The 20,633-nt window shown below is 36.4% G+C and carries 25 protein-coding genes; 6 read left to right on the forward strand and 19 right to left on the reverse strand.

Going from position 1 to position 20,633, the window contains the following annotated elements; translation table 11 throughout:
* The 6 genes from D569_RS0119245 to D569_RS0119270 all read right to left on the reverse strand — a co-directional run bounded on the left by D569_RS0119245 (position 1) and on the right by D569_RS0119270 (position 3,946).
* Complete coding sequence (locus D569_RS0119245) at positions 1–1,146, reverse strand: substrate-binding domain-containing protein (protein WP_018934070.1); 1,146 nt, start codon at positions 1,144–1,146, stop codon at positions 1–3.
* A gap of 89 nt (positions 1,147–1,235) precedes the next feature.
* Positions 1,236–1,904 (reverse strand): ATP-binding cassette domain-containing protein, encoded by a 669-nt coding sequence (locus D569_RS0119250; RefSeq protein ID WP_245548528.1) that lies wholly within the window; start codon positions 1,902–1,904, stop codon positions 1,236–1,238.
* Positions 1,894–2,259: a GntR family transcriptional regulator gene (locus D569_RS0119255; RefSeq protein WP_018934072.1), complete on the reverse strand. Its 366-nt coding sequence runs from the start codon at positions 2,257–2,259 to the stop codon at positions 1,894–1,896. The genes D569_RS0119250 and D569_RS0119255 overlap by 11 nt, the downstream gene beginning before the upstream one ends.
* Positions 2,260–2,262: 3 nt before the next feature.
* Positions 2,263–3,000, reverse strand: a complete 738-nt coding sequence (locus tag D569_RS0119260) for a hypothetical protein (RefSeq protein WP_018934073.1) — start codon at positions 2,998–3,000, stop codon at positions 2,263–2,265.
* A 93-nt stretch (positions 3,001–3,093) separates the two neighbouring features.
* Positions 3,094–3,579 carry a GNAT family N-acetyltransferase gene (locus D569_RS0119265; RefSeq protein ID WP_018934074.1) on the reverse strand — a complete coding sequence of 162 codons (486 nt, stop codon included), beginning with the start codon at positions 3,577–3,579 and terminating at the stop codon, positions 3,094–3,096.
* 85 nt (positions 3,580–3,664) lie between these two features.
* The gene (locus D569_RS0119270; protein WP_018934075.1) at positions 3,665–3,946 is read right to left on the reverse strand and encodes a DUF2524 family protein; all 282 of its coding nucleotides are present in this window, start codon (positions 3,944–3,946) and stop codon (positions 3,665–3,667) included.
* Positions 3,947–4,059: 113 nt separating this feature from the next.
* On the opposite strand from D569_RS0119270, the gene mnmM reads away from it, so the two are divergent.
* Both mnmM and D569_RS0119280 read left to right on the forward strand, forming a co-directional pair.
* The gene (gene mnmM, locus D569_RS0119275; protein ID WP_018934076.1) at positions 4,060–4,617 is read left to right on the forward strand and encodes a tRNA 5-(aminomethyl)-2-thiouridylate-methyltransferase MnmM; all 558 of its coding nucleotides are present in this window, start codon (positions 4,060–4,062) and stop codon (positions 4,615–4,617) included.
* Between the two features lie 19 nt (positions 4,618–4,636).
* Complete coding sequence (locus D569_RS0119280) at positions 4,637–5,362, forward strand: class I SAM-dependent methyltransferase (protein WP_018934077.1); 726 nt, start codon at positions 4,637–4,639, stop codon at positions 5,360–5,362.
* Positions 5,363–5,481: 119 nt separating this feature from the next.
* Here the strand turns inward: D569_RS0119280 and D569_RS0119285 are convergent, their stop codons facing one another.
* The 3 genes from D569_RS0119285 to D569_RS0119295 all read right to left on the reverse strand — a co-directional run bounded on the left by D569_RS0119285 (position 5,482) and on the right by D569_RS0119295 (position 7,577).
* Entirely contained in the window at positions 5,482–5,886 is a 405-nt protein-coding gene (locus tag D569_RS0119285; RefSeq protein WP_018934078.1) for a hypothetical protein, read from the reverse strand.
* 4 nt (positions 5,887–5,890) lie between these two features.
* Positions 5,891–6,289 carry a hypothetical protein gene (locus D569_RS0119290; protein WP_018934079.1) on the reverse strand — a complete coding sequence of 133 codons (399 nt, stop codon included), beginning with the start codon at positions 6,287–6,289 and terminating at the stop codon, positions 5,891–5,893.
* Between the two features lie 217 nt (positions 6,290–6,506).
* The gene (locus tag D569_RS0119295; protein ID WP_018934080.1) at positions 6,507–7,577 is read right to left on the reverse strand and encodes a tetraprenyl-beta-curcumene synthase family protein; all 1,071 of its coding nucleotides are present in this window, start codon (positions 7,575–7,577) and stop codon (positions 6,507–6,509) included.
* 278 nt (positions 7,578–7,855) lie between these two features.
* Between D569_RS0119295 and D569_RS24495 the strand changes: the two genes are divergently transcribed.
* Both D569_RS24495 and D569_RS0119300 read left to right on the forward strand, forming a co-directional pair.
* The gene (locus D569_RS24495; protein WP_156823012.1) at positions 7,856–7,987 is read left to right on the forward strand and encodes a transposase; all 132 of its coding nucleotides are present in this window, start codon (positions 7,856–7,858) and stop codon (positions 7,985–7,987) included.
* Between the two features lie 177 nt (positions 7,988–8,164).
* A complete protein-coding gene (locus D569_RS0119300) occupies positions 8,165–8,473 on the forward strand; it encodes a hypothetical protein (RefSeq protein WP_018934081.1) in 309 nt (102 codons plus the stop codon).
* Between the two features lie 29 nt (positions 8,474–8,502).
* Here D569_RS0119300 and D569_RS25105 read toward each other — a convergent pair whose 3' ends face one another.
* From D569_RS25105 to D569_RS24500, 3 genes are all read right to left on the reverse strand, one after another.
* Complete coding sequence (locus D569_RS25105; protein WP_342662701.1) at positions 8,503–8,718, reverse strand: DUF378 domain-containing protein; 216 nt, start codon at positions 8,716–8,718, stop codon at positions 8,503–8,505.
* 250 nt (positions 8,719–8,968) lie between these two features.
* Positions 8,969–9,091 carry a hypothetical protein gene (locus D569_RS25060; protein ID WP_281169079.1) on the reverse strand — a complete coding sequence of 41 codons (123 nt, stop codon included), beginning with the start codon at positions 9,089–9,091 and terminating at the stop codon, positions 8,969–8,971.
* Between the two features lie 9 nt (positions 9,092–9,100).
* Entirely contained in the window at positions 9,101–9,265 is a 165-nt protein-coding gene (locus tag D569_RS24500; protein WP_156823013.1) for a hypothetical protein, read from the reverse strand.
* A gap of 849 nt (positions 9,266–10,114) precedes the next feature.
* On the opposite strand from D569_RS24500, the gene D569_RS0119320 reads away from it, so the two are divergent.
* A complete protein-coding gene (locus tag D569_RS0119320; RefSeq protein ID WP_018934084.1) occupies positions 10,115–10,642 on the forward strand; it encodes a gamma carbonic anhydrase in 528 nt (175 codons plus the stop codon).
* A 22-nt stretch (positions 10,643–10,664) separates the two neighbouring features.
* Here the strand turns inward: D569_RS0119320 and asnB are convergent, their stop codons facing one another.
* The 6 genes from asnB to D569_RS0119350 form a co-directional block, all read right to left on the reverse strand.
* A complete protein-coding gene (gene asnB / locus D569_RS0119325) occupies positions 10,665–12,566 on the reverse strand; it encodes an asparagine synthase (glutamine-hydrolyzing) (protein ID WP_018934085.1) in 1,902 nt (633 codons plus the stop codon).
* 145 nt (positions 12,567–12,711) lie between these two features.
* Positions 12,712–13,914 carry a methionine adenosyltransferase gene (gene metK / locus D569_RS0119330; protein WP_018934086.1) on the reverse strand — a complete coding sequence of 401 codons (1,203 nt, stop codon included), beginning with the start codon at positions 13,912–13,914 and terminating at the stop codon, positions 12,712–12,714.
* A 456-nt stretch (positions 13,915–14,370) separates the two neighbouring features.
* Complete coding sequence (ytkD, locus tag D569_RS0119335) at positions 14,371–14,853, reverse strand: RNA deprotection pyrophosphohydrolase (RefSeq protein WP_018934087.1); 483 nt, start codon at positions 14,851–14,853, stop codon at positions 14,371–14,373.
* 22 nt (positions 14,854–14,875) lie between these two features.
* Complete coding sequence (locus D569_RS0119340) at positions 14,876–15,430, reverse strand: hypothetical protein (protein ID WP_018934088.1); 555 nt, start codon at positions 15,428–15,430, stop codon at positions 14,876–14,878.
* A 99-nt stretch (positions 15,431–15,529) separates the two neighbouring features.
* Positions 15,530–15,853 carry a hypothetical protein gene (locus tag D569_RS0119345; RefSeq protein ID WP_018934089.1) on the reverse strand — a complete coding sequence of 108 codons (324 nt, stop codon included), beginning with the start codon at positions 15,851–15,853 and terminating at the stop codon, positions 15,530–15,532.
* 385 nt (positions 15,854–16,238) lie between these two features.
* Complete coding sequence (locus tag D569_RS0119350) at positions 16,239–17,078, reverse strand: ABC transporter ATP-binding protein (protein ID WP_018934090.1); 840 nt, start codon at positions 17,076–17,078, stop codon at positions 16,239–16,241.
* Between the two features lie 375 nt (positions 17,079–17,453).
* Between D569_RS0119350 and D569_RS0119355 the strand changes: the two genes are divergently transcribed.
* Positions 17,454–18,704 carry a DNA polymerase IV gene (locus tag D569_RS0119355; protein WP_018934091.1) on the forward strand — a complete coding sequence of 417 codons (1,251 nt, stop codon included), beginning with the start codon at positions 17,454–17,456 and terminating at the stop codon, positions 18,702–18,704.
* A gap of 67 nt (positions 18,705–18,771) precedes the next feature.
* On the opposite strand, the gene D569_RS0119360 is transcribed toward D569_RS0119355, so the two are convergent.
* A complete protein-coding gene (locus D569_RS0119360; protein WP_018934092.1) occupies positions 18,772–20,202 on the reverse strand; it encodes an o-succinylbenzoate--CoA ligase in 1,431 nt (476 codons plus the stop codon).
* Positions 20,203–20,633: the final 431 nt, after the last annotated feature.

The raw sequence follows: 20,633 nt of genomic DNA on the forward strand, positions 1-20,633 counted from the left end.
CTACGGTAATGGAACATACCCAGTTTGTTCGACAAGAGATTGGCCTGGCGCTGACTGCATCCATTCAATAAATGGTGATACATTCGGATTATCACTTCCCGCAGTTATCGCATAAAATTCTGCAACGACTGGATATGTATTGTTTTGGATATTTTCTTTTGTCGGTGCTACATCATTAACGGCAACATGTTTAATATCACCACTCTCCACCATTTCTTGTGAAAAATAACGGAAAGAATAACCGATCGCATTTCCCTTATTTCGATAGTCCAACGTTTCGCGGATAATACCAGCCATACCAGTTACAATCTCATCAGCTGGTGGATCCATTAGCGATTTTCCATCCATAAAGCGAATTAAAGCAGACTGACTACCACTTCCTTCTGGACGTTGAAATGCGAGAATTTCCTCATCATTTCCCCCTAGCTCTTTCCAGTTGGTAATCTCTCCAGCATAGATTCCTTGAATTTCTTCTACTGTTAATGATTCGACCGGATTATCATGATGAACGAAAAAGACAAATGCTTCTCTACCAATTGGTGTGAGTGACAAATCTACGTTTTTTCTTTCTGCTTGTTGATATTGTTCTTCTGATGGTTCGGCAAGAAATGCAATATCTACCGCTCCGTCTATTAGATTATCAAAAGCACCAGAAGTTTGACTGGATATCACTTCACTGTTGTTTACACGATACTCTTTATCCGGATAAACGGCTTGTGCAAACGCAGCATAAACGGGGTATAGTGCTGTAGCTCCATCTAATCGAGGCAAATTCTCTTCTATTTGTAAAGTTGACTCTTCCTCAAATTTAACTGCTTGCGTATTCTCTGCAAATGGTTGATAATCGCTAAGGTCAACATCTTGTGTACTGACAATTTCTAGACTTCTTAAATAATATTGATAACCCTCATAACTTCCAACAGCAATTCCGGCTAACAATAAAAAAGCAATGCTAATTATTTTCACAGCACGTTTTTTCCATTTTTCATAAATAAGTAGAATAGAAATTATGATGAAGCCAATTGTCACAATTGGAATAAATCTCCCATAAAACGCTTGACTCTTTGTCGAAAAAGAAGCGAACCACAACACCGCTCCAGCAAAACCAATTCCAAATACCATAATTAAACTAGCAAAAAACTTCATATGTACACCCTCCGGAAAATACTAAATTATACACAATATGGAATGAATCAGATTATATCATATTTCAAAGGGTGTGAGAATATTGCATTTTAGTATAGTTGCTCAAGCCAACGCTGAATCGTCGTCTCCTCCCTGATTTGTTCCACTTGCTTTTGTTCGATAATAGTTCCATTCTTCATAACGATTACTTCATCTAGAATGGGCTCTACCTCCAATAACTTATGAGTAGTTATAATTAATGACTGTGATTCTAAATCGATAAATTGAATAATACCTTTAATTATTTTTTCTTTTACTAGCGGATCAAGACCTGCCAACGGTTCGTCTAATACTAAGAAAGGAGCTTCTCTTGCAATTGTTACTACAATTTTGACTCTGCCTAATTGCCCTTTGGAAAGATATTTGATCTTTTCTTTTCGATTTAATGTAAAAAACTCTATCAATGCATTAGCACGTTCCTGGTTAAAATCTGGATATTGTGACTGATAAAATTCGATTAACTCCTCAATGGAAAAATAATCATAGAAATAAGATTGGTCCGGACTATAAGAAATCTGTTGACTTCGGTCATTTTCAAGATTAATAGTCCCTTGATTAGCTCGTAATATACCAGCTAACACTTTTAAAAGGGTTGTTTTCCCACTACCATTTTCACCGATTATTCCAATGATTTTGCCAGTCTCTATCACAAATGAACAATCTTGCAACACTTTACGAAACTTCCTTCTTTTACTGATATGCTGTACTTTAAGCATCATGCTCCCCCTCTTTTAAACTTAAGATTATTTCCTCTTTACTAAACCCTAGGGCTTCCATATCCTCCACAAATTGGTCAACATATTGCTTTTTCAACTCTTCCCGAACCTGAGTAATTAACCGGCTATCCTCTGTGACAAATGTGCCCTGTCCTCTCTTCGTGATCGTGATCTGACGCTGATCCAATTCTCGATAAACTCTTTGAATCGTATTCGGGTTAACTCCTACTTCGATCGCATACTCACGAACTGACGGCAATTTTTCTCCAGATTGCCTTATGCCACTCACTATTTCCTGAATAATAGTATCGACCACCTGTAAATAGATCGGCTTATCCCGTTGAAATTGCTGAGTCATTGGCTACACCTCCACTCTTTTTACAAGCACCCATGTAAAAAAGCGGTAAAAGCCATATAACACCAGTCCAAAAGCAATAACTAAGCTGAGGGATAATTGATTATCTACTATAAAAATAGTTAAAGGAATATCGGCAATAGCTTGTATTTCTATTAACCACCAATCTGCTAAAAAAGACAGGATGGACAAAATCCATTCAAAACTTTTAATAACTAAGAAAAACACCAAAAATAATGCGAACATACTAAAAACAAAGCCAATGTTTTCTTTCATCCACTGGTGCATCACCCATGCACCATAAACTGAAACGGTTATCAATATCGCAATAAATAAGTTAAACAAAAAAGCGGTCATTAATAATTTAAAAAGCTGAATAAACGAATAGTTAGTCATCTCAAAAAGCTTTAATATTATCGACATTACAACCATTACTAATAAATAGAGTCCAGTCAAAAATACTCCATGTAAAAATTTTATATGAATTTGCTTGGAGATTTGTTTCTTTAAAAAGAGAAATATGGACATTTGATGAACCTCCATATTAAGACTGAATAATAAAGTAGCTGGCAAAAGAATCATGCCCATCATCGATAATCCCATTAATGTAACTTCATCAAGTAATGCAAGTCCCCTTTGATAAATCGTGATTCCAGTCACTGCGATAAATACTAACAGCATGAAAACATGAAATCCTCTCATCATCATCATTTCTTTTTTCCATAACCCTTTGTAAATACTCACTTCCATCGCTCCTTGTATTAGTGTACTATCTAAATAGTACACTAATACATATAAGGATGCAATATAAAAAAAGCTCGGTTCGCTCCGAACTTTTTACAGCAATAATACCATTCGTATTGTTTCTAGTATATGTCCATCGAAGTTATCATCAAATTCTTCCACTTTCTTAAACCCTTTAGCATCATAAAAATGCCGTCCGATCCTGTTTTCCTTTTCCACATCCACATATATTTCCTTGACACCATCTAGTTTTTGGATGCCTTTGTCTAGTAATGATGTACCGATTCCCTTTCCTTGATACGCAGGCATTAAATAGATAGCATGCAACTCTACCTCCCCGTTATTTTTCACCGTTGAGAAGTTGGCAAAACCGACAAGTTGTTCTTCCATTTCAGCAACCAATAGCATCGAATTTTCCAGCCTTTTTTCCATCATTTCTTCACTATATGCAGAAGCTAAAAATTTCTCTTGTATTTCAATGGGAATAATTCCTTGATATGTAGCATACCAACTTGTTCTCGCAATCATCTGTACCTGTTTAATATCTCTATACTCCATCTTTCGAATAGTTAATGTCATTTATTATCACCTCTCCCATTTATTGTACACCAAAGAGATTCAAAAAAGAGGTACCAATCTAGAAAAGATTGTACCTCAAGCCATTTTATTCATATCTTGTAACATCAATTTCATCCAATATCATATCATTTAACTTTTCATTTACGACTAACTGAAACCGATGAAGCTGCTCCCTTTGTTGCGCATTCGCACTTGCCATTACCCGGTCAATGCTCTGTGATAATTTCTCTAATTCCAAATGTGCGTTTGTATAATCTTCATTTAACAAAAACTGATTACGATTAGACATATCTAACTGCTCTTCCGCTTGTTGAATAATATGTTGCCCTTCAATAAGTAAATTTTCTATCGAATCTCTTGTTGCCATCGTGATCACCTCAAATTTATTGTATGACAATCGCTAAATATCATACACTTTTCAACAATTGTTTGCTAAAATACAGAAGAACACAGAACACTTTTTTCAGAGGAGTAATCAACATGAAAGCAATCATCCCTTTTTCTCATCAATTATTAGAAGAGATTGTCAGAGAAGGAGACAGTGTTATTGATGCAACCTGTGGAAACGGTAATGATACCTTAAAGCTAAGTAAGCTCGTTGGTGACACAGGAAAAGTATACGCATTTGATATTCAGAAAGAAGCTATTGAACAAACCAAAGGCTTGTTATCAGATCACCAAATAAAAAATGTCGATCTCATTCATGATGGTCATGAGCACGTAGCTTCTTATGTAAAAGAACAGTTGATTTCAGCTGCCATTTTTAATTTAGGTTATTTACCTAAAGGAGACCATTCGATTATTACGACACCAGATACAACGATCCAAGCGATCCGCTCCATGCTGTCACTATTAACATCTAAAGGACGAATTGTATTAGTGATATATCATGGACATAAAGGTGGTACTACAGAAAAAAATCATGTCTTAAACTTTTGCACAGAATTGGACCAAAAACAATATCAAGTCTTGCAATATCAATTTATTAACCAAATAAATAATCCACCGTTTGTAATTGCGATTGAAAAGCTTAAATAATGTAAGGGGCTGAAAGTTGATGAAGCAAAATAAATATGACAATGATCAGTTTTTTTCTGCTTATAAAAGTATGCCTAGATCAACTATTGGTCTTGAGGCAGCGGGAGAATGGCATATGGTTAAAGAGTTAATCCCTAACCTACAAAATAAAGATGTTCTCGACTTAGGTTGTGGTTTCGGATGGCATTGTCGATATGCACGTGAGCTAAAGGCAAATTCAGTCATCGGTGTAGACATTTCAGAAAAAATGTTGCAAGAAGCAATAGAGATGACCAATGATTCAGCAATATCTTATATCAAACAACCGATAGAAAACATCCGTTTTAATAATGCTACATTTGATGTTGTATTCAGTTCATTAGCGCTACATTATGTAAAAGATTATCAAGCAATCTGTAACAAAGTATTTGATTATCTCAAACCTAGTGGCACTTTTCTTTTTTCTGTTGAACACCCGATTTTCACAGCAAGAGAAGAACAGGACTGGTATTATGATCAGAACGGCCAACGATTACATTGGCCTGTTGACCATTATCATACAGAAGGTATACGGCAGACCACATTCCTTGCTGATAATGTCATCAAATATCATCGGACTATTTCGACATATATCAATGGTTTAATAGAAGCTGGTTTTAGTATTAAAGCAGTCGAGGAATCCACCCCATCTGAGGAGATGCTACCAGACATGCAGGATGAACTACGCAGACCCATGTTTTTAATGATCTCAGCTGAAAAAGGCTGAGGTGGAATAAAACATAAATAAGCTACTGTGATTACCGCTCTTCGTTGGATAACTGGTTGTCTTCCTTGAATATCTGCCTTTATCCAACGAAGAATGTTACTTTTTCAAAGAACAAAATACTATCGTTTAGAAAAAAGCGCTTCAACCGGCTCCATTGTTTCTTTTAGTTGATACGCTATTTCTCCTTCACCAACATCATTTCGCTTCACAAATAGATTATCATCAGAAAACAAAAGTTTAATTACGATATTTCCCTGAAGTTCGATCACTAATTCTCCCTCAGTCTCGTCGATATTTTTTTCTGCAATTTTCGTTGCAGGATAGTCGTTAAAAGCTTTAATAATCTTCTGATTTATATCGATTTCCTTTTGATTGACATACATTCCCTCAACCGCTTCGATATCTATGGGCTGATGCAGTAAAAGATCATCCATCAAAGCACTTTGTTCTTGTTGCTGTTTTCCTATAAATAGTCCAAACATGATGAAAACTAAAGCAATAGAAACATACAAGTACTTCTTCATCTTATCAACCTTCCACCAGAGCTTGGTAAACAAGTAATTGACCATCTTTTTCGACTAGTATTGTAGATAAAAACTCACTACTCTGATAATCGCTACTCTTATTGGCATAAAGGATCGTACCTTTTTCTAATTTAGTAGCAAAGCGATCTTGATAAAACCATTGGCGATCTGTTTGTTTGACTATTTCGCCGATCACTTCACCTGTCTGGTAACCTGTCGGTAGCCATTCTCTATCTGTTACATTTTGATAAACCACTCCATCCCATTGGATAATATCGGCATCAGGATTTTCACTTAAGATATTTCGTGCATTTGGATTGCTAAGGGAAGAGGAATTTGCCGAAACCAATAATATAACGATGAGGAATAAAATAGATCCAGCGACAAAGTATGTTAACCTCATTAACCATCCTCCAATCGTCTATCACAGTCAAGCAACACAATAATGATAAGTATGAGAGATAGCAGACACCACCCTGATAAGTTTCCCTAATGATCAGTGCCGTCTCACTTTATATAATAGGTCGTTTTTTAAACAGAAAGGTTACAAAATAGATTAATTGGCCTTTCCTTTGAAACCAAATAACAGACAACTTGAGCGTACTGCTAATCTGCTCAGGTTAATTTCTTCCTGCCAATCGATTGTATATTTTAATATTCCAATGAAAGAATTGAGACTTACGCCCACTTACTCGAATTAAGCGTTTGACAATCGTTTCAAATTGTTTCATCTTTTTCACTTTGGGGTCCGCTAAATAAAGACCGACTAAGCCGTGCTGGATCATTTCGTGAAAAGCGCGGTCCGGTAAAGTTTGAACATGGTAATTGGTCTGTTCTACAAAATAGACAAGACGTTGTTCTAATTCCTGTGGAGTTTGATAGTAATTACAGAAGTTTAAGTCTCCTTCCTCCTCATCTTCCTGTTGATCAATAAAATAATCCAACATAATATGTAAGCCTTGTAAGAAAGGAAAATAACTATCAAATATTTTTTCTGCCAATTCTTCTGTCATTTGATCATTTAGTCCATATGAAACCATACAAAAAATCCCTAGCGTAGAACCTGTACAAGCGGAAAACTCATACCAGCTTAACATCGGCCATCTTTGTTGGTGTTGCTGAAACCAACTTTCTAACCGTGGAATACGCTCATTATGAACGACATGTTTATGTACTTGCAAGTCACTGTATAGTGATTCTAATTGAACCATCTGGGATTGAAAAATGGAGTAATGACGAATCTTAAGTAATACTTGTTGACAAGTTTGGACCAGATCAACTAAATAATCACCATCTGCTTGTTCCTCACGATATTGATAATAGTTTTTGATTTCGTTTCCCGGTGATAATGCATCCTCCATCGATTGGTGGAGCATACGGAAATCGGTTGGATCAAGTGACGTACTCCGATCACATAAATTATCTAAATAATCACTAATCGTTTGATACGCAACAATAAATCGAATTGCCTCGCGCCACATATCTCCAGCTAATAAGCTGTATACACTGCCACCCTGACAGTGGAATTTTTTATCCTTAATACTAGCTAAAGCTTGTGTACGAAGTTCTTCATTAGGTATTTCTTTGGCACGCTTTGACCAATATCTCAATTCACTTTTTACTTGTGGAAATATTTTTTGATAGACATTTTTCATTAAGATTGGTGCATTTGTTGGGACGTTTGTGGACAACTTTTTTCCCTCACTTTACTGTTATTACTTCTATATCAATATGATATCATATATTTAACTAGATACTAATCTTAACATGCAAAACCAACATTCACAAACACCAAAACACCTGTCGTATCAACGTTTATGTAGAATTTAACAAATAACAGGAATGTATAATAAAGCATAAAAATGAAGGTGTTTTGGGGAAATTTTGTGCTAAATTGGGGAAAGTTGAGGAAACTTTTTAAAATGAGCATGGGCGGCTTATGTAAAGGAAAAGGTACCGCAATTGTTAAATGTCAATTTCAGTAGCACGCTTAGAAGGAACCAATAATTTAATCAAAACCATCAAACGTCGCAGCTATGGTTGTCCTAATTTATATAAATTTAATTTACGTATCCGAATGGAGTGTAGACAGCCCGCTTAAATAGGAATTTACTAGCAATCTTGCGTTACAGGAAGAAAAAAGCACATTTAATTAAGGAGAACCACTCCTTTTTAAGTATTGGTATTTTATAACATATATGTTATATTGTATGTAATAACTTGAAGGGTTTCATTTATCAATACCATTTCCAATTTTTTCTATTAGGAGGTGATTAATTTGGAGAAAAATAGAAGATTAGGAGTGGGTAGTCTATCATTACTTTTCTTTATTTTAGCTATCGCAGTGTCGAATACGATAATCAATAAAAAACCTCTCGGTGAACATGTATTTAATTTCCTTCAGCTTAATATACCAGAGAGTATAATCACTATTACCCTGCTCATTTTAGCTGCAACAATTGGGATTAAATTTAAAGATCATCTGTTTGCGAAAATAGGGGCTATACTCTCACAAATAGTATTAGGTCTATTAGTTATCTTTTTAATAATAGATTTTGTACGAAGATTATTTGGGTTCTTTTTCTAACCAAGCTTCATCCTTCTTCTTAAATTTTTTTAGAAAAAGAAGAGGGGTGTTTTTAAAAAAATTTCCCAGTAAAATTTATTGTTAAATTCAGACAGCTCATTTTCCTCTGCGAACGATAAGGGTAAACAGCATAAAGCCCCGATTCCTACTAATGTGTAGATTAGTCTGGAAAGTGCAGCATCTTGTCCTCCAAATATAGATGCAACCCCCAGTTTATACCACCAATAATTACTAATGCTAAGCAATACGTTGTAGTGTATTCATTTATATCGCCTCCTTTTGTTAGATAGTTATCCTTTATCATTAGTTTGTTTTTTCTAGTTATACTATCAATTATAAAAGTTTTTGCAATAAAAAAAGACAACCTTAGTTGCCCGTTTTCAACTTTCAAATAATTCCTCTATTATCACCAATACCTTCTTCCTTATAGCCGGATTAAAATATCTCCGTTTTTCTTCTACTAATTTTGTTTTGTCAGAAAGAAGTTCATGTTTTTTATCGTTCTTGTTCTGGCATAGAAGCAATCAAATAAAGTGCGTTCGTGCTCAAATTGTGCACCATAGAATAATTTCCGTCTGATAATTGATCAGATATTTTCTTCCTTTTCATTATTATCATTAGAACCTCTTAACTTATTTTCAACCAAAATATATTGTTACCAGTTGACATATAAGCCATTGCTAACTTACATCGATTTGCTAAGGATTCATCTTCCCTTGGATCAAACCCCACCTTCTTGCCGTCCACCATTTTAAAATGACGAAATTTATATTTTGTAGGTTCGATCAACATAATCCCTCTCTAACCAAGTTAAAATTAATAATTCACTTAACCGTTTATGTACCAGGTATTTCATTATTTGTAGTACTACAAATAAAATGTAGTACTACATAAGTGTGACACCCCTCCGCCAATTGCTATTACTGTATTTGCAGTACACACAACAAGAAAAGTACTACAATAAAAAAATTCCAAAATTTTAACTGAGGTGCGCGTTTGAGTCCCCCCTACCTATCTCCCCAAGTCGTTCGAAACTTCATTTTGAAAGGGGGCTATTGTTTATGACGATATTATTTATTTTGTTCAGAACTGTTGATTGAACTCTTAGTATAATTATTTACAAATCCACTTACATTTTTCTTTTTATCAATCAATTGATATCATAAGCACCACTCAACCATGATGTATTCTTATCATTGTTTTAATGACTTGTTTTAATTGAGATTTGTAATGTTCGTATGCTTCAAAGAAGGGATCAATTTCATAATGATGTAGCTATACTCACGGTGAATTCTTTTTAGTTCAATATACGTTTTGTAAAACTGGAGAAGGGATCGCCAATGTTACTGGTACAGATAGTTTGAATAGAGTAATTAAAAAAGCTGGACTTTAAAAAATTACTGTACATGGATTAAAGGTTATAGCTGAAAGGTTGGGTAACACCCCACAAATGATGTATGATATTTATGGACACACGTTTAAGGAAATGGAAGAGAAGCAGTTACCGCATTTAACGATAGTTTAAATCAAATTGGGGGAAGCTTTTGGGGGAACTTTTTAAAACAGAGCTTCTAAACACCATGAACAGTGCGGTTTCTGATTCTTTCATATATTTAACTAGATACTAGGAGGTTATCATACATGTTATATGGTTATAAAGGAAAAACACCTTCGATTGACCAGACTGCTTACGTTGCACCAGATTGTGTCATTACAGGAGATGTTGAAATCGGAGCATATTCCAGCATTTGGTTTAAAACAGTGATTCGCGGTGATGTAGCACCGGTTAAAATAGGTTCCTATTCCAATATTCAGGATTTATCCTTACTCCATCAAAGTCCGGACATGCCCTTGATCGTAGAAGACCAAGTTACAGTGGGACATCAAGTTACGTTACATTCTGCTGTGATTCGTAAACATGCGTTAGTCGGCATGGGATCGATCATTTTAGATGGAGCAGAAATTGGCGAAGGGGCATTTGTCGGTGCAGGCAGTTTAGTACCTCCCGGCAAAAAAATTCCACCACGTACACTTGCTTTTGGCAGTCCTGCTAAAGTAGTTCGGGAATTAACGAAAGAAGACATTGAAGAAATGAAACGCATTCAAGAAGATTATGTGAAAAAGGGCCAAATCTATAAAAAGACTCAGCCATCAGATTTGGATCTGTGATACAGAAACACAAGCTTGCTCATTATAAATGAACAAGCTTGCTTTCTGTTTTATCCTCTTCCTGTAATTCTGAAATAGCAAATTTTTTCTCGATATAAATCTGGTGCCATAACATAAACATGAAAACAGTCCATAATTTTCTACTATTATCTTTTTTACCTTTACAATGTTCCTCAAGCAAGTTGAAAATAATCTGTTTTTCTAGCAAATGATCTGTTGCACTCTCTTGGATAAGATTTATTGCCCATTCATATAACTCATTCTTTAACCAGTGACGAATGGGAACAGGAAAACCTAACTTCTTACGATTCAATACATGGTCAGGGACTATGCCACTTGCGGCTTCACGTAAAATATGTTTCGTGGTGCCATTTGCTATTTTCTTGGATACCGGTATCTCTCTAGCAACGTTAAATACTTCTTTATCTAAAAAAGGAACGCGTAATTCCAATGAATGTGCCATCGTCATTTTATCTGCTTTTAGTAAAATATCACCTTGTAACCAAGTTTGCATATCAATATATTGCATTTGATGTACTGGATGCTCTTGTTCGATTTGATCATAAAGTGGAGCTGTTACTTTTTGATAGTAGTATTCTTTCCGATAATTCCTTAACAACCCTTGCTTCTCTTCCTCTTCAAACATCTTAGCATTTCCAATATACCGTTGCCTTAATGGCGTTGTACCTCTCTCTAAAAAGCTTTTTCCTTTTACACCTTCTGGCAGAACATCGGCAACACGTGCTAATAAATCTTTCGCTGGTGTTGGAATCGATTCAAAGATTCGTAATGATTCTGGTTCACGGTATATATTATAACCACCAAATAATTCGTCCGCTCCTTCACCTGATAACACTACCTTCACATGTTTTTTCGCTTCTCTTGCAACGAAATAGAGAGGTACGCAGGCTGGATCTGCTAAAGGATCATCCAAATACCATATGATCTTCGGCAGTTTCGCTACAAATTCCTCTGGCGAAATAATATATGAGTAGTTCTCTACTTCTAACTTATCAGCTGTTTCTTTTGCGACATCAATTTCAGAATAATCATTTTGCTCAAACCCAACGGAAAAAGTCTTTATTTCTGGATGATATCTTTTGGCTAAGGCGACGATAAGCGAAGAGTCAATCCCCCCAGATAAGAAAGACCCTACCGGAACATCACTGCGCATATGCATTGCAACAGATTGATCTAAAGTAGATTGTATACGTTCGATCCAATCCTTATCTTCATAATGTTTGACATTAAACTCTGGTTGAAAATAATGATAGCTTGCTAATGGCATACCTTTTTCTTTGATAAAATAACTTCCTGGCTCTATCTTACTAACATGTTTGTTTATAGTCATCGGCTCAGGTACATACTGGTAGGTGAAGTAATGTTGCATCGCTTCCTGATCTATTTGCTCTGATTCAGTAAGTAAGCTTTTCTTTTCAGAAGCAAAATATATTCCCTCATCTGAATCCTTATAAAAAAACGGTTTGATACCAAACATATCCCTTGCTCCGTATAAACATTGCTCATCTTTATCCCAAATTAATAACGAAAACATCCCCCGAAGTTCACTAAACGTATCGACGCCTTTTTTAGCAAACATGGCGATGATGACCTCAGTATCAGAATCTGTCGAAAAGGTCATTCCTTGTTTCTGTAGTGATTCTCTCAATTCCAGGTAATTATATATTTCGCCATTGAATACCATCCAATATCGATCATCATCATATGTAATTGGTTGGTGTCCACATTCAACATCAATTATACTTAATCTTCTAAAACCTAATATAATATGCTCATCTTCATAATAACCCTCATCATCTGGACCCCGATGACGAATAATATTATTACGATTCTCAAATTCTTTTCGCTCTGAGTCATCTAACCATTTTGGTTCTGCTTTTAATAGTCCAATATAACCGCACATCTTCCATCCTTCTCTCCAGCATTTTTTCTATCATTTATTTGACGATGAATTACTCCATAGTGTTACACATTTTTAAAATTTCAATCACGAAAGGCCAAGTACAAGTAAGTACTTGGCCTTTCGCTCGTTATTTTTCATCTATTTTTTATGCTTTTGACAAGAATGATTTTAATACGTCTACTTTATCAGTGTTTTCCCATGGGAAATCTCCATCTGTACGTCCAAAGTGACCGTATGCAGCTGTATTTCGGTATATTGGTCTTCTTAAATCTAACATTTTAATAATCCCTGCTGGTCGAAGATCGAAGTTTTCACGAACTGCTGCAACCAATTCTTCTTCTGAATACTTTCCAGTATCAAAAGTATTAATTGAAATAGATACAGGCTGTGCTACACCGATCGCATATGCCAATTGTACTTCACAATTTTCTGCTAAACCTGCAGCCACGATATTTTTCGCCACGTAACGAGCAGCATATGCAGCTGAGCGGTCAACTTTTGTTGCATCTTTACCACTGAAAGCTCCGCCGCCATGACGAGCATAGCCACCATACGTATCAACGATAATTTTTCGGCCTGTTAAACCAGCATCCCCTTGAGGACCTCCAATAACAAAACGGCCAGTTGGATTTATGAAATATTTCGTATCTTCATCTAATAGTTCAGCTGGTACGACAGGATTGATAACATGTTCTTTTACATCCTTTTGGATTTGCTCTAGCGTAATGTCTTGATGATGTTGTGTTGAAATAACAATAGTATCAATACGTTGTGGTTTGTCATTCTCATCGTATTCTACAGTTACTTGTGTTTTACCATCGGGACGCAGATAGTCTAGTGTTTTATTTTTTCGAACATCTGATAATTGTTTCGCTAAGCGGTGTGCCAAGCTGATTGGCAGCGGCATTAACTCCGGTGTCTCATTATTGGCATAACCAAACATAAGACCTTGATCTCCAGCACCAATTGCTTCGATTTCATTATCTGTCATCTGACCTTCACGTGCTTCAAGTGCCTGATCAACACCACCAGCTATATCAGCTGATTGTTCATCGATAGCAGTTAATACACCACAAGTTTCGGCATCAAAGCCATACTTTGCCCTTGTATATCCTATTTCTTTAATCGTATTACGAACAATTTTCGGAATATCCACATAAGTGGATGTAGTAATTTCACCAGAAACTAATATCAATCCAGTTGTTACTGTAGTTTCACAAGCTACCCTTGCATTTGGATCTTTTGCTAAAATTTCATCTAAGATTGCATCAGAGATCTGGTCACAAATTTTATCCGGATGACCTTCTGTAACCGATTCTGATGTAAATAAGCGTCTATTTTTCGCCATATTTTTTGTTTCCTCCTTCTTAGTTTACACCAAGACTTTCATCATTCACTTTTATATAAAGTTGGACTTCCATTAGCTGGGTTTCTTCATTCCCACTGATGGTTAGCGAAACTTATCAGGGAGTTAGCGTCCGTTATCATCCACTGTGTTTTACGGACGGTTAGCGCCGTGATAAAAGTCTAATTAAAGAATGTATGTTAAAAAAATCTACATCTTCAACTATACAACTTTTCCTTTAAAAATGCACGAGGCAAGTTAATTATAAAATCAATAAAATTAACTTATTAATCCTATAAAAATACTTGGTTATAACAACAATATATGACTCTAGACTTTGTTGGTGTAAGTCTAGAGTTATCTTTTCATAGTTATATGCATATATCGTATCGAATTCTTGTAATGAAGTCAATCGATTAGCGACATATTGTGAATATGAAAAACACGTATAGCTAGCAGTCAGCTATACGTTAATTCCATTATTTTTTCGATATAGTCTAAACTATGTGATAAAACATCATCTTTCATAATAAAACTATAATTTTCATTGGATTTAATATTTGCAGGAAGCTTTTCTAATAAAACTGGCCCTTCTGTTTCATAGTAAGAATCTTGCTCTCTTAATTTCTTTACCATTGCAAAGTAGATATTTTTCGCCAACTTTTCTCTCTTTCCCGATACAAAATATTGCCCAATATACTTAATTTGCTCTACTTCGCCTCCTGTCTCCTCTAATACTTCTCTTATTGCTGCTTGTTTTGGCGTTTCATTTTGCTCTACTTTGCCACCAGGGAATTCTAGGCCGCGATTTTTATGCTTCGTTAATAGCCACTTCTTTTCGAAACGGCAAATTACCCAGACATGCTTCGGGTATGAATCAAACGGCTGATCTTCGAATGATAATTGTATTTTGTTATTATAGTAATCATAAAAAGTTTTCATACCTCTATACTACCTTTTATTTTTACTCATGGCTAATGTTTGCTATTTTCCATGTATCATCTATTTTTTTAAATTCAATTTCTATCGTGTAAGCCCCATATAACTCGTTTTCGTTGGATTGTGTAATAATTACTTTGTTATCTTTTGATTCTTTTTCGTAGTCTTCATCCTTTTCGAACCATGGTGGAGTTTCTGTTGGTACGATATATAATCCGTCTTCTTTCTCTTCATAATAGTAATCAATATAAGGTTTTACGGCATCTTTTACAACATAGGGCTCAAAAGCATTTAGCAGCTCCTCTTTTGTATCAAATCTTACTACTTTATAATGATCATCAATTTCCTGTACTAATAGGTCCATGAATGTATCTGTCAGCTTCACAATTTCTTCATGTGTTATCTCATTCGTCTCAGCTGCTTGTATGATATTGTCAACATGTACTTGTTTGAGTCCGGCGGTTTTGTGTGCATATTCGTGATTTTGCTTTGCATATGTTTGTGTGTCTGGTTGATTGATCGTGATAATCGCAAATGCAAAAAGGACTACAAATGTTATGATCGTGATGATTTTTTTCATGGTTTCTCCCTCCTAGTGTCCTTTTATATATCTATTCCTTTTATTATTTATTGTAAACATCTATTTATATAATTAGACGTATTGGCTTGCTGATTTGTTTCAATTATTTTCATTTTTCGGACTGATCCCAGACTCGTCCATTGCTTGTTTTGTTTCGGGGGTTGCTAATTGATAGATCATCTGCATAACGTTTTGTAAATCCGTATCATAATCATCATTTTCCGGATCCTGGTGATACTGAACAAAAGGAATATGTGCACGTACAAAGGTACCAATGTCATCTTCATGTATTTCATTAAATTTTTCCCTTAGTAGAAAAACTTCTTCGTCTGTTGCTTGAATGGTGTATTCTGCATTGTTACCATATGGGATTTGGGAGATTTCCTGTGAAGCTATATTAACGTAGTATGTTTTCTTTTCCATGTTTATTCACCTCTTCACAGGTATTGTATGTAAAATGATCAGAAACATGCGGAATCTAAGCTAAAACTTGGTATATGGATAAGAAAAGCTGAGCAAAACGCTCAGTCCTTATAACTAAAAGCTAAAGATTTACCATTTCTCTAGCATCGATTATGAAATACTTGAACAGCTTAACCACCGCTCCGGCTGCCCACTTCCCTTTCTGTGGGGTTTGTCCCTTCAGCTAACTTTTTCGAGCAAAACCCGCTCGAAAAAGTGGATCTTCAGGCAAAACAATTCCCACAGGAGTGAAAGTAGACGGCCTTCGCTATTATCTGATTTTATACTCCCTCTATATAAAAAAAGTCCTCTATTCTCGTAAGAATACAGGACTTTTCTTCATTACCTACACAGATTGCATTTGTTGTTGTTTCGATTCTTCGACAACCTCTTTAATTAGACAACGGCCACGACCATGTGGAATACACATTGGTGTACCGAACATCGGGTCATACATTACATCAGCTTTCATTTGAAATACATCATGTACCAAACTACAGTTAACGATTTCTTCTGGTTTTCCTTGCGCATATACTTGCTTATCTTTAATGGCAACAATGTGATGTGCATAACGACAAGCCAAGTTCAAGTCATGTAATACCATGACAATCGTGCTCTTCCGGCGCTCATTTAATTCAAAGAGCAAATCAAGTATTTCGATTTGATGTGTCATATCTAAATAAGTAGTAGGCTCATCTAATAATATGGTATCTGTTCCTTGAGCAAGTGTCATCGCAATCCATGCACGCTGACGCTGACCACCTGATAAGGAATCCACAGCACGGTCCTTCAAGTCTGTCATATTGGTCGCATTTAAAGCCTCCACAACAGCCTTTTCGTCTTCTTCAGACCAACGCTTAAACATCGTTTTATATGGATGTCTTCCCTGTTTGACTAGATCTTCTACTGTTAAGCCTTCTGGACTGATAGGACTTTGTGGCAAAATAGCTAACTGTTTGGCAACTTCCTTTGTTGGAACCTTTGCAATATCTTCTCCATTTAAAACAACATCACCTTGCTTCGGCTTTAACAACCGAGCTAATGAACGTAATAATGTTGATTTGCCACAACCATTACCACCAATAAAGACGGTTATTTCTCCTTTAGGGATGGTAATATCCAATTCATCTATAATAATTTCATCGCCATATCCAAGCGTCAAATCCTTTGTTACTAATGTTTCCATGCTGAACCTCTCCCTTATTCACACTGTTCGGGCTTTTTAATATCTTCGATTCAAACTTTTACTCTGTCTCTAGTTTATTAGCTTTTGGCAATTAAGTCAATGAGTTTGAGAATCGTTTTCAATCTTTTCTCTACTTTCACAAGTCTTACATTATGGTAACTTTGCCTTAATGGCGCCTAGCTCAAGCCGATAATTATATCTAAAATTTCATAAAATGATCACATTGAAAAAAGGAAGCTTGACTCCTGAATGATCTTTAACTCTTTCCTCCACTAGTTATCCTTAGAATAGTTACTATATTTTAACACTATTATTTTTTAGACGCATAGGCTATACTAATTAACAGAACGAATGTTCGTTAGAAGGTGTTGAATAATGGATTATAGCTCTTTCCCTAAACATAATGTGCTTTGCATCGATATGCGATCTTTTTACGCAAGTATTGAATGTGTTAAACGCGGACTGGATCCGATGACAACCATGCTTGCAGTTGTTGGGGATAAAAATCGATCTGGCAGTATTATTCTTGCTGCTTCCCCCGCCCTAAAACAACGGCATGGGGTTAAAAATGTAAGCCGCTATTTTGAATTACCTAAAGATCCTGCTATCTATGTTGTCGAGGCAAAAATGGGCGATTACGTTAACATGTCCATGCAAATCACCAAATTATTACATCATTATGTTCCCAAAGAAGCAATCCATCCCTATTCCGTTGATGAAATGTGGATTACCGTCGATGGATTAGAGGATTTATACGGGGACGCTCACCATGTTGCTCAAATGATTAAGGACGAAATATATGACACGATGGGATTGACCTGTGCAATCGGAATTGGCGATAATAAATTTTTAGCAAAGGTAGTCATGGATCTCTATGCGAAAAAGACTGGCATTGCTACATGTCGTTATCAAGATGTCGAGCGTTTATTATGGCCAGTTCCGATTGAAAAAATATGGGGGATTGGAAAACAACTGACAACACACTTGAACCGGATGGGAATTGTTTATTTAGGCCAATTGGCTAATTATCGCTTAGACCGACTCCAAAAACGATTCGGTGTCATTGGAGAGCAATTATATTGGCATGCGTGGGGAGTTGATTTAAGTCCTGTTTATGATTCTTTTGGAAAAAAAGAAGAACAAAAAGGCTTTGGACACGGCATTACCTTATTACGTGATTATACTGCAGAAGAAACATTAATATGTATGCTTGATTTATGTGAAGAAGTATGTAGGCGTGCTCGTACACACCGCAGAGCAGGAAGAACAATTCATTTGGGCATTGGCTATGCCGATAACAATGGAGGTTTTCATCGCTCACGTTCCCTTCACCTCCCCACCAATGTGACGATGGATATTTATCATGTATGCTTACAATTATTTCATGAATTTTATAATCAGCATAGTAAAATTCGCCGTGTCACTGTTTCATTGAACAACTTGTATGATGATATAGAAACACAGTTGAATTTATTTGAAGATCAACCGAAAAAGAAAGATGTCGGTTATGTGATGGATGCCATTCGCGTCAAATATGGATCAACTGCTATTTTACGTGCAACAAGCTATACCGAAGCGGGTATTACCCGAGAACGAAGCAAGAAAATTGGTGGACATTATGCATAGAAAAAAGGACAGCAGTTGGAGCAATGCTGTCCTTTTTTTGTTACTATCAACTTTGGGCTAGTTTCTATCAACTCTTCAATAAATGACGCTGCAGTTTATTTGTGGCATTGCGTGGCAATTGGTCACGAAAATAGATTGTCTTTGGTACTTTAAAGGAAGCAAGCCTAGCACGGCAATGTACTAACAATTGCTCGGCTGTTACGCCCTCATTTGCCACTACATAGGCAACAGGTACTTGCCCCCATTTACTATCTTCTATTGCGGTAACTCCAGCTTCTTGTACCCCTTTAAATGATAAGAGTACTTCTTCTACCTCAGCTGGATAGATATTTTCACCACCGGAAATGATTAAATCACTTCGGCGATCAACTACAAAGAGGAACCCTTCTTCATCTACATAACCTAAGTCACCGGTGTGAAACCAGCCATTTCGAAAAGCTTCTTTATTAGCTTTTTCTCGATGATAATAACCGGATGTCACCATCGGGCCCTTTACGACAATTTCACCAACTTGATTTGGCTTAGCTGACATATCATTAGCTTGAATTTGCAAGGATGCTGAGAAAAGTGGCTTTCCGGCAGAACCTAGTTTCCGTAATGCATCAGCTTCGCTCAAAGTCACAATCTGGGAAGATGTCTCGGTCATACCATATGTTTGCACGATCGGTACATTTTTTTCTTTCGCCTTTTCTAATAAAGGTTTTGGTGCTGGTCCACCACCTAACAACATACAACGAAAAGAGCTTGGATAATGACCATCTGCTAACCTGTCTAATAACCGGGAACAAGTTACCGCTACAACGGATATAATAGTAACATCTTGCTTCATTATCGCATCGTGCACCTTTTGTTCATCAAATCGTTCTAATAAATAAACTGGCATACCATATATCACACTTTTAAATAAAATCGATAAGCCGCCGATATGGAATAACGGAAGGCATGCAAGCCATTTATCATGTGGCATCAACCCTAGGTTTAAGGCAGACGCTACTGCACTGGACCAATGGTTTTGATACGTGTGGATCACAGGCTTTGCCCTTCCTGTTGTTCCAGAAGTAAACATCATGGAACAAACTAAATCAAGATCGACATTATTCGATAGGGTACACGCTACAGGTTGAAAAGTATGAATATCAGAAAAAGAGTAAGCCGGTAAAGCTAACGTTTGAACGCTCCTCCTGTACTGTTCAGCGTAAATAACAGCTTTGACATCAGCATCTTCACATTGTGCCTCCCATTCTCTAGTAGTTAATCGCGTATTAAGAAAAACTACTGGAACATTCAAATATGTACACGCCCAAAAAGCTACTACCATATCGATAGAATTGTTTGATAACATAGCAATATGGCCGTTTGGATGAACCGTATATATTTTGGAAGCAAACGCACGCGCTCTCTCATATAATTGAGCAAACGTCAGCGCCTCGCCATTACTTAACTCAATCGCAATGTTGTCCGGTGTTAAATAAGCTCGTTTCGTCAACCAATGCTCCATTCTTTCTCACACCTTTTTTTAATTCTAAAAAACGAGCGCAATCCATCATGCACTGTTCTGATTCATATAAGATACATACTGCGAAATGAACAGGACTTCTCTTCCGAGGATATACGCTTCTCTTCCCTGGATATAGTCATTTATCCCCGGAAGAGAAGGCTTTTTCCTCGGAACAGAATGGCGCTTCCGAGGATATCCTTTTCTGTTCCGGGGATATCTCCTTCTCTTCCCTGGATATAGTCGTTTATCCCCGGAAGAGAAGATCTTTTCCCTGGAAGAGAAGGCTTTTTCCTCGGAGATCGGCGCTTCCAGGGATATCTACGTTATTTCACAGTATATGTATTTTGTGCACCTACATTACATTTCCTATTTTATTATGAAAAAGAACTGACCAACACGTATGTATTGGCCACTTTTGTTCTTTTAGGAAA

It is taken from the genome of Gracilibacillus lacisalsi DSM 19029 (assembly GCF_000377765.1).
Classification (GTDB): Bacteria; Bacillota; Bacilli; order Bacillales; family Amphibacillaceae; genus Gracilibacillus; species Gracilibacillus lacisalsi.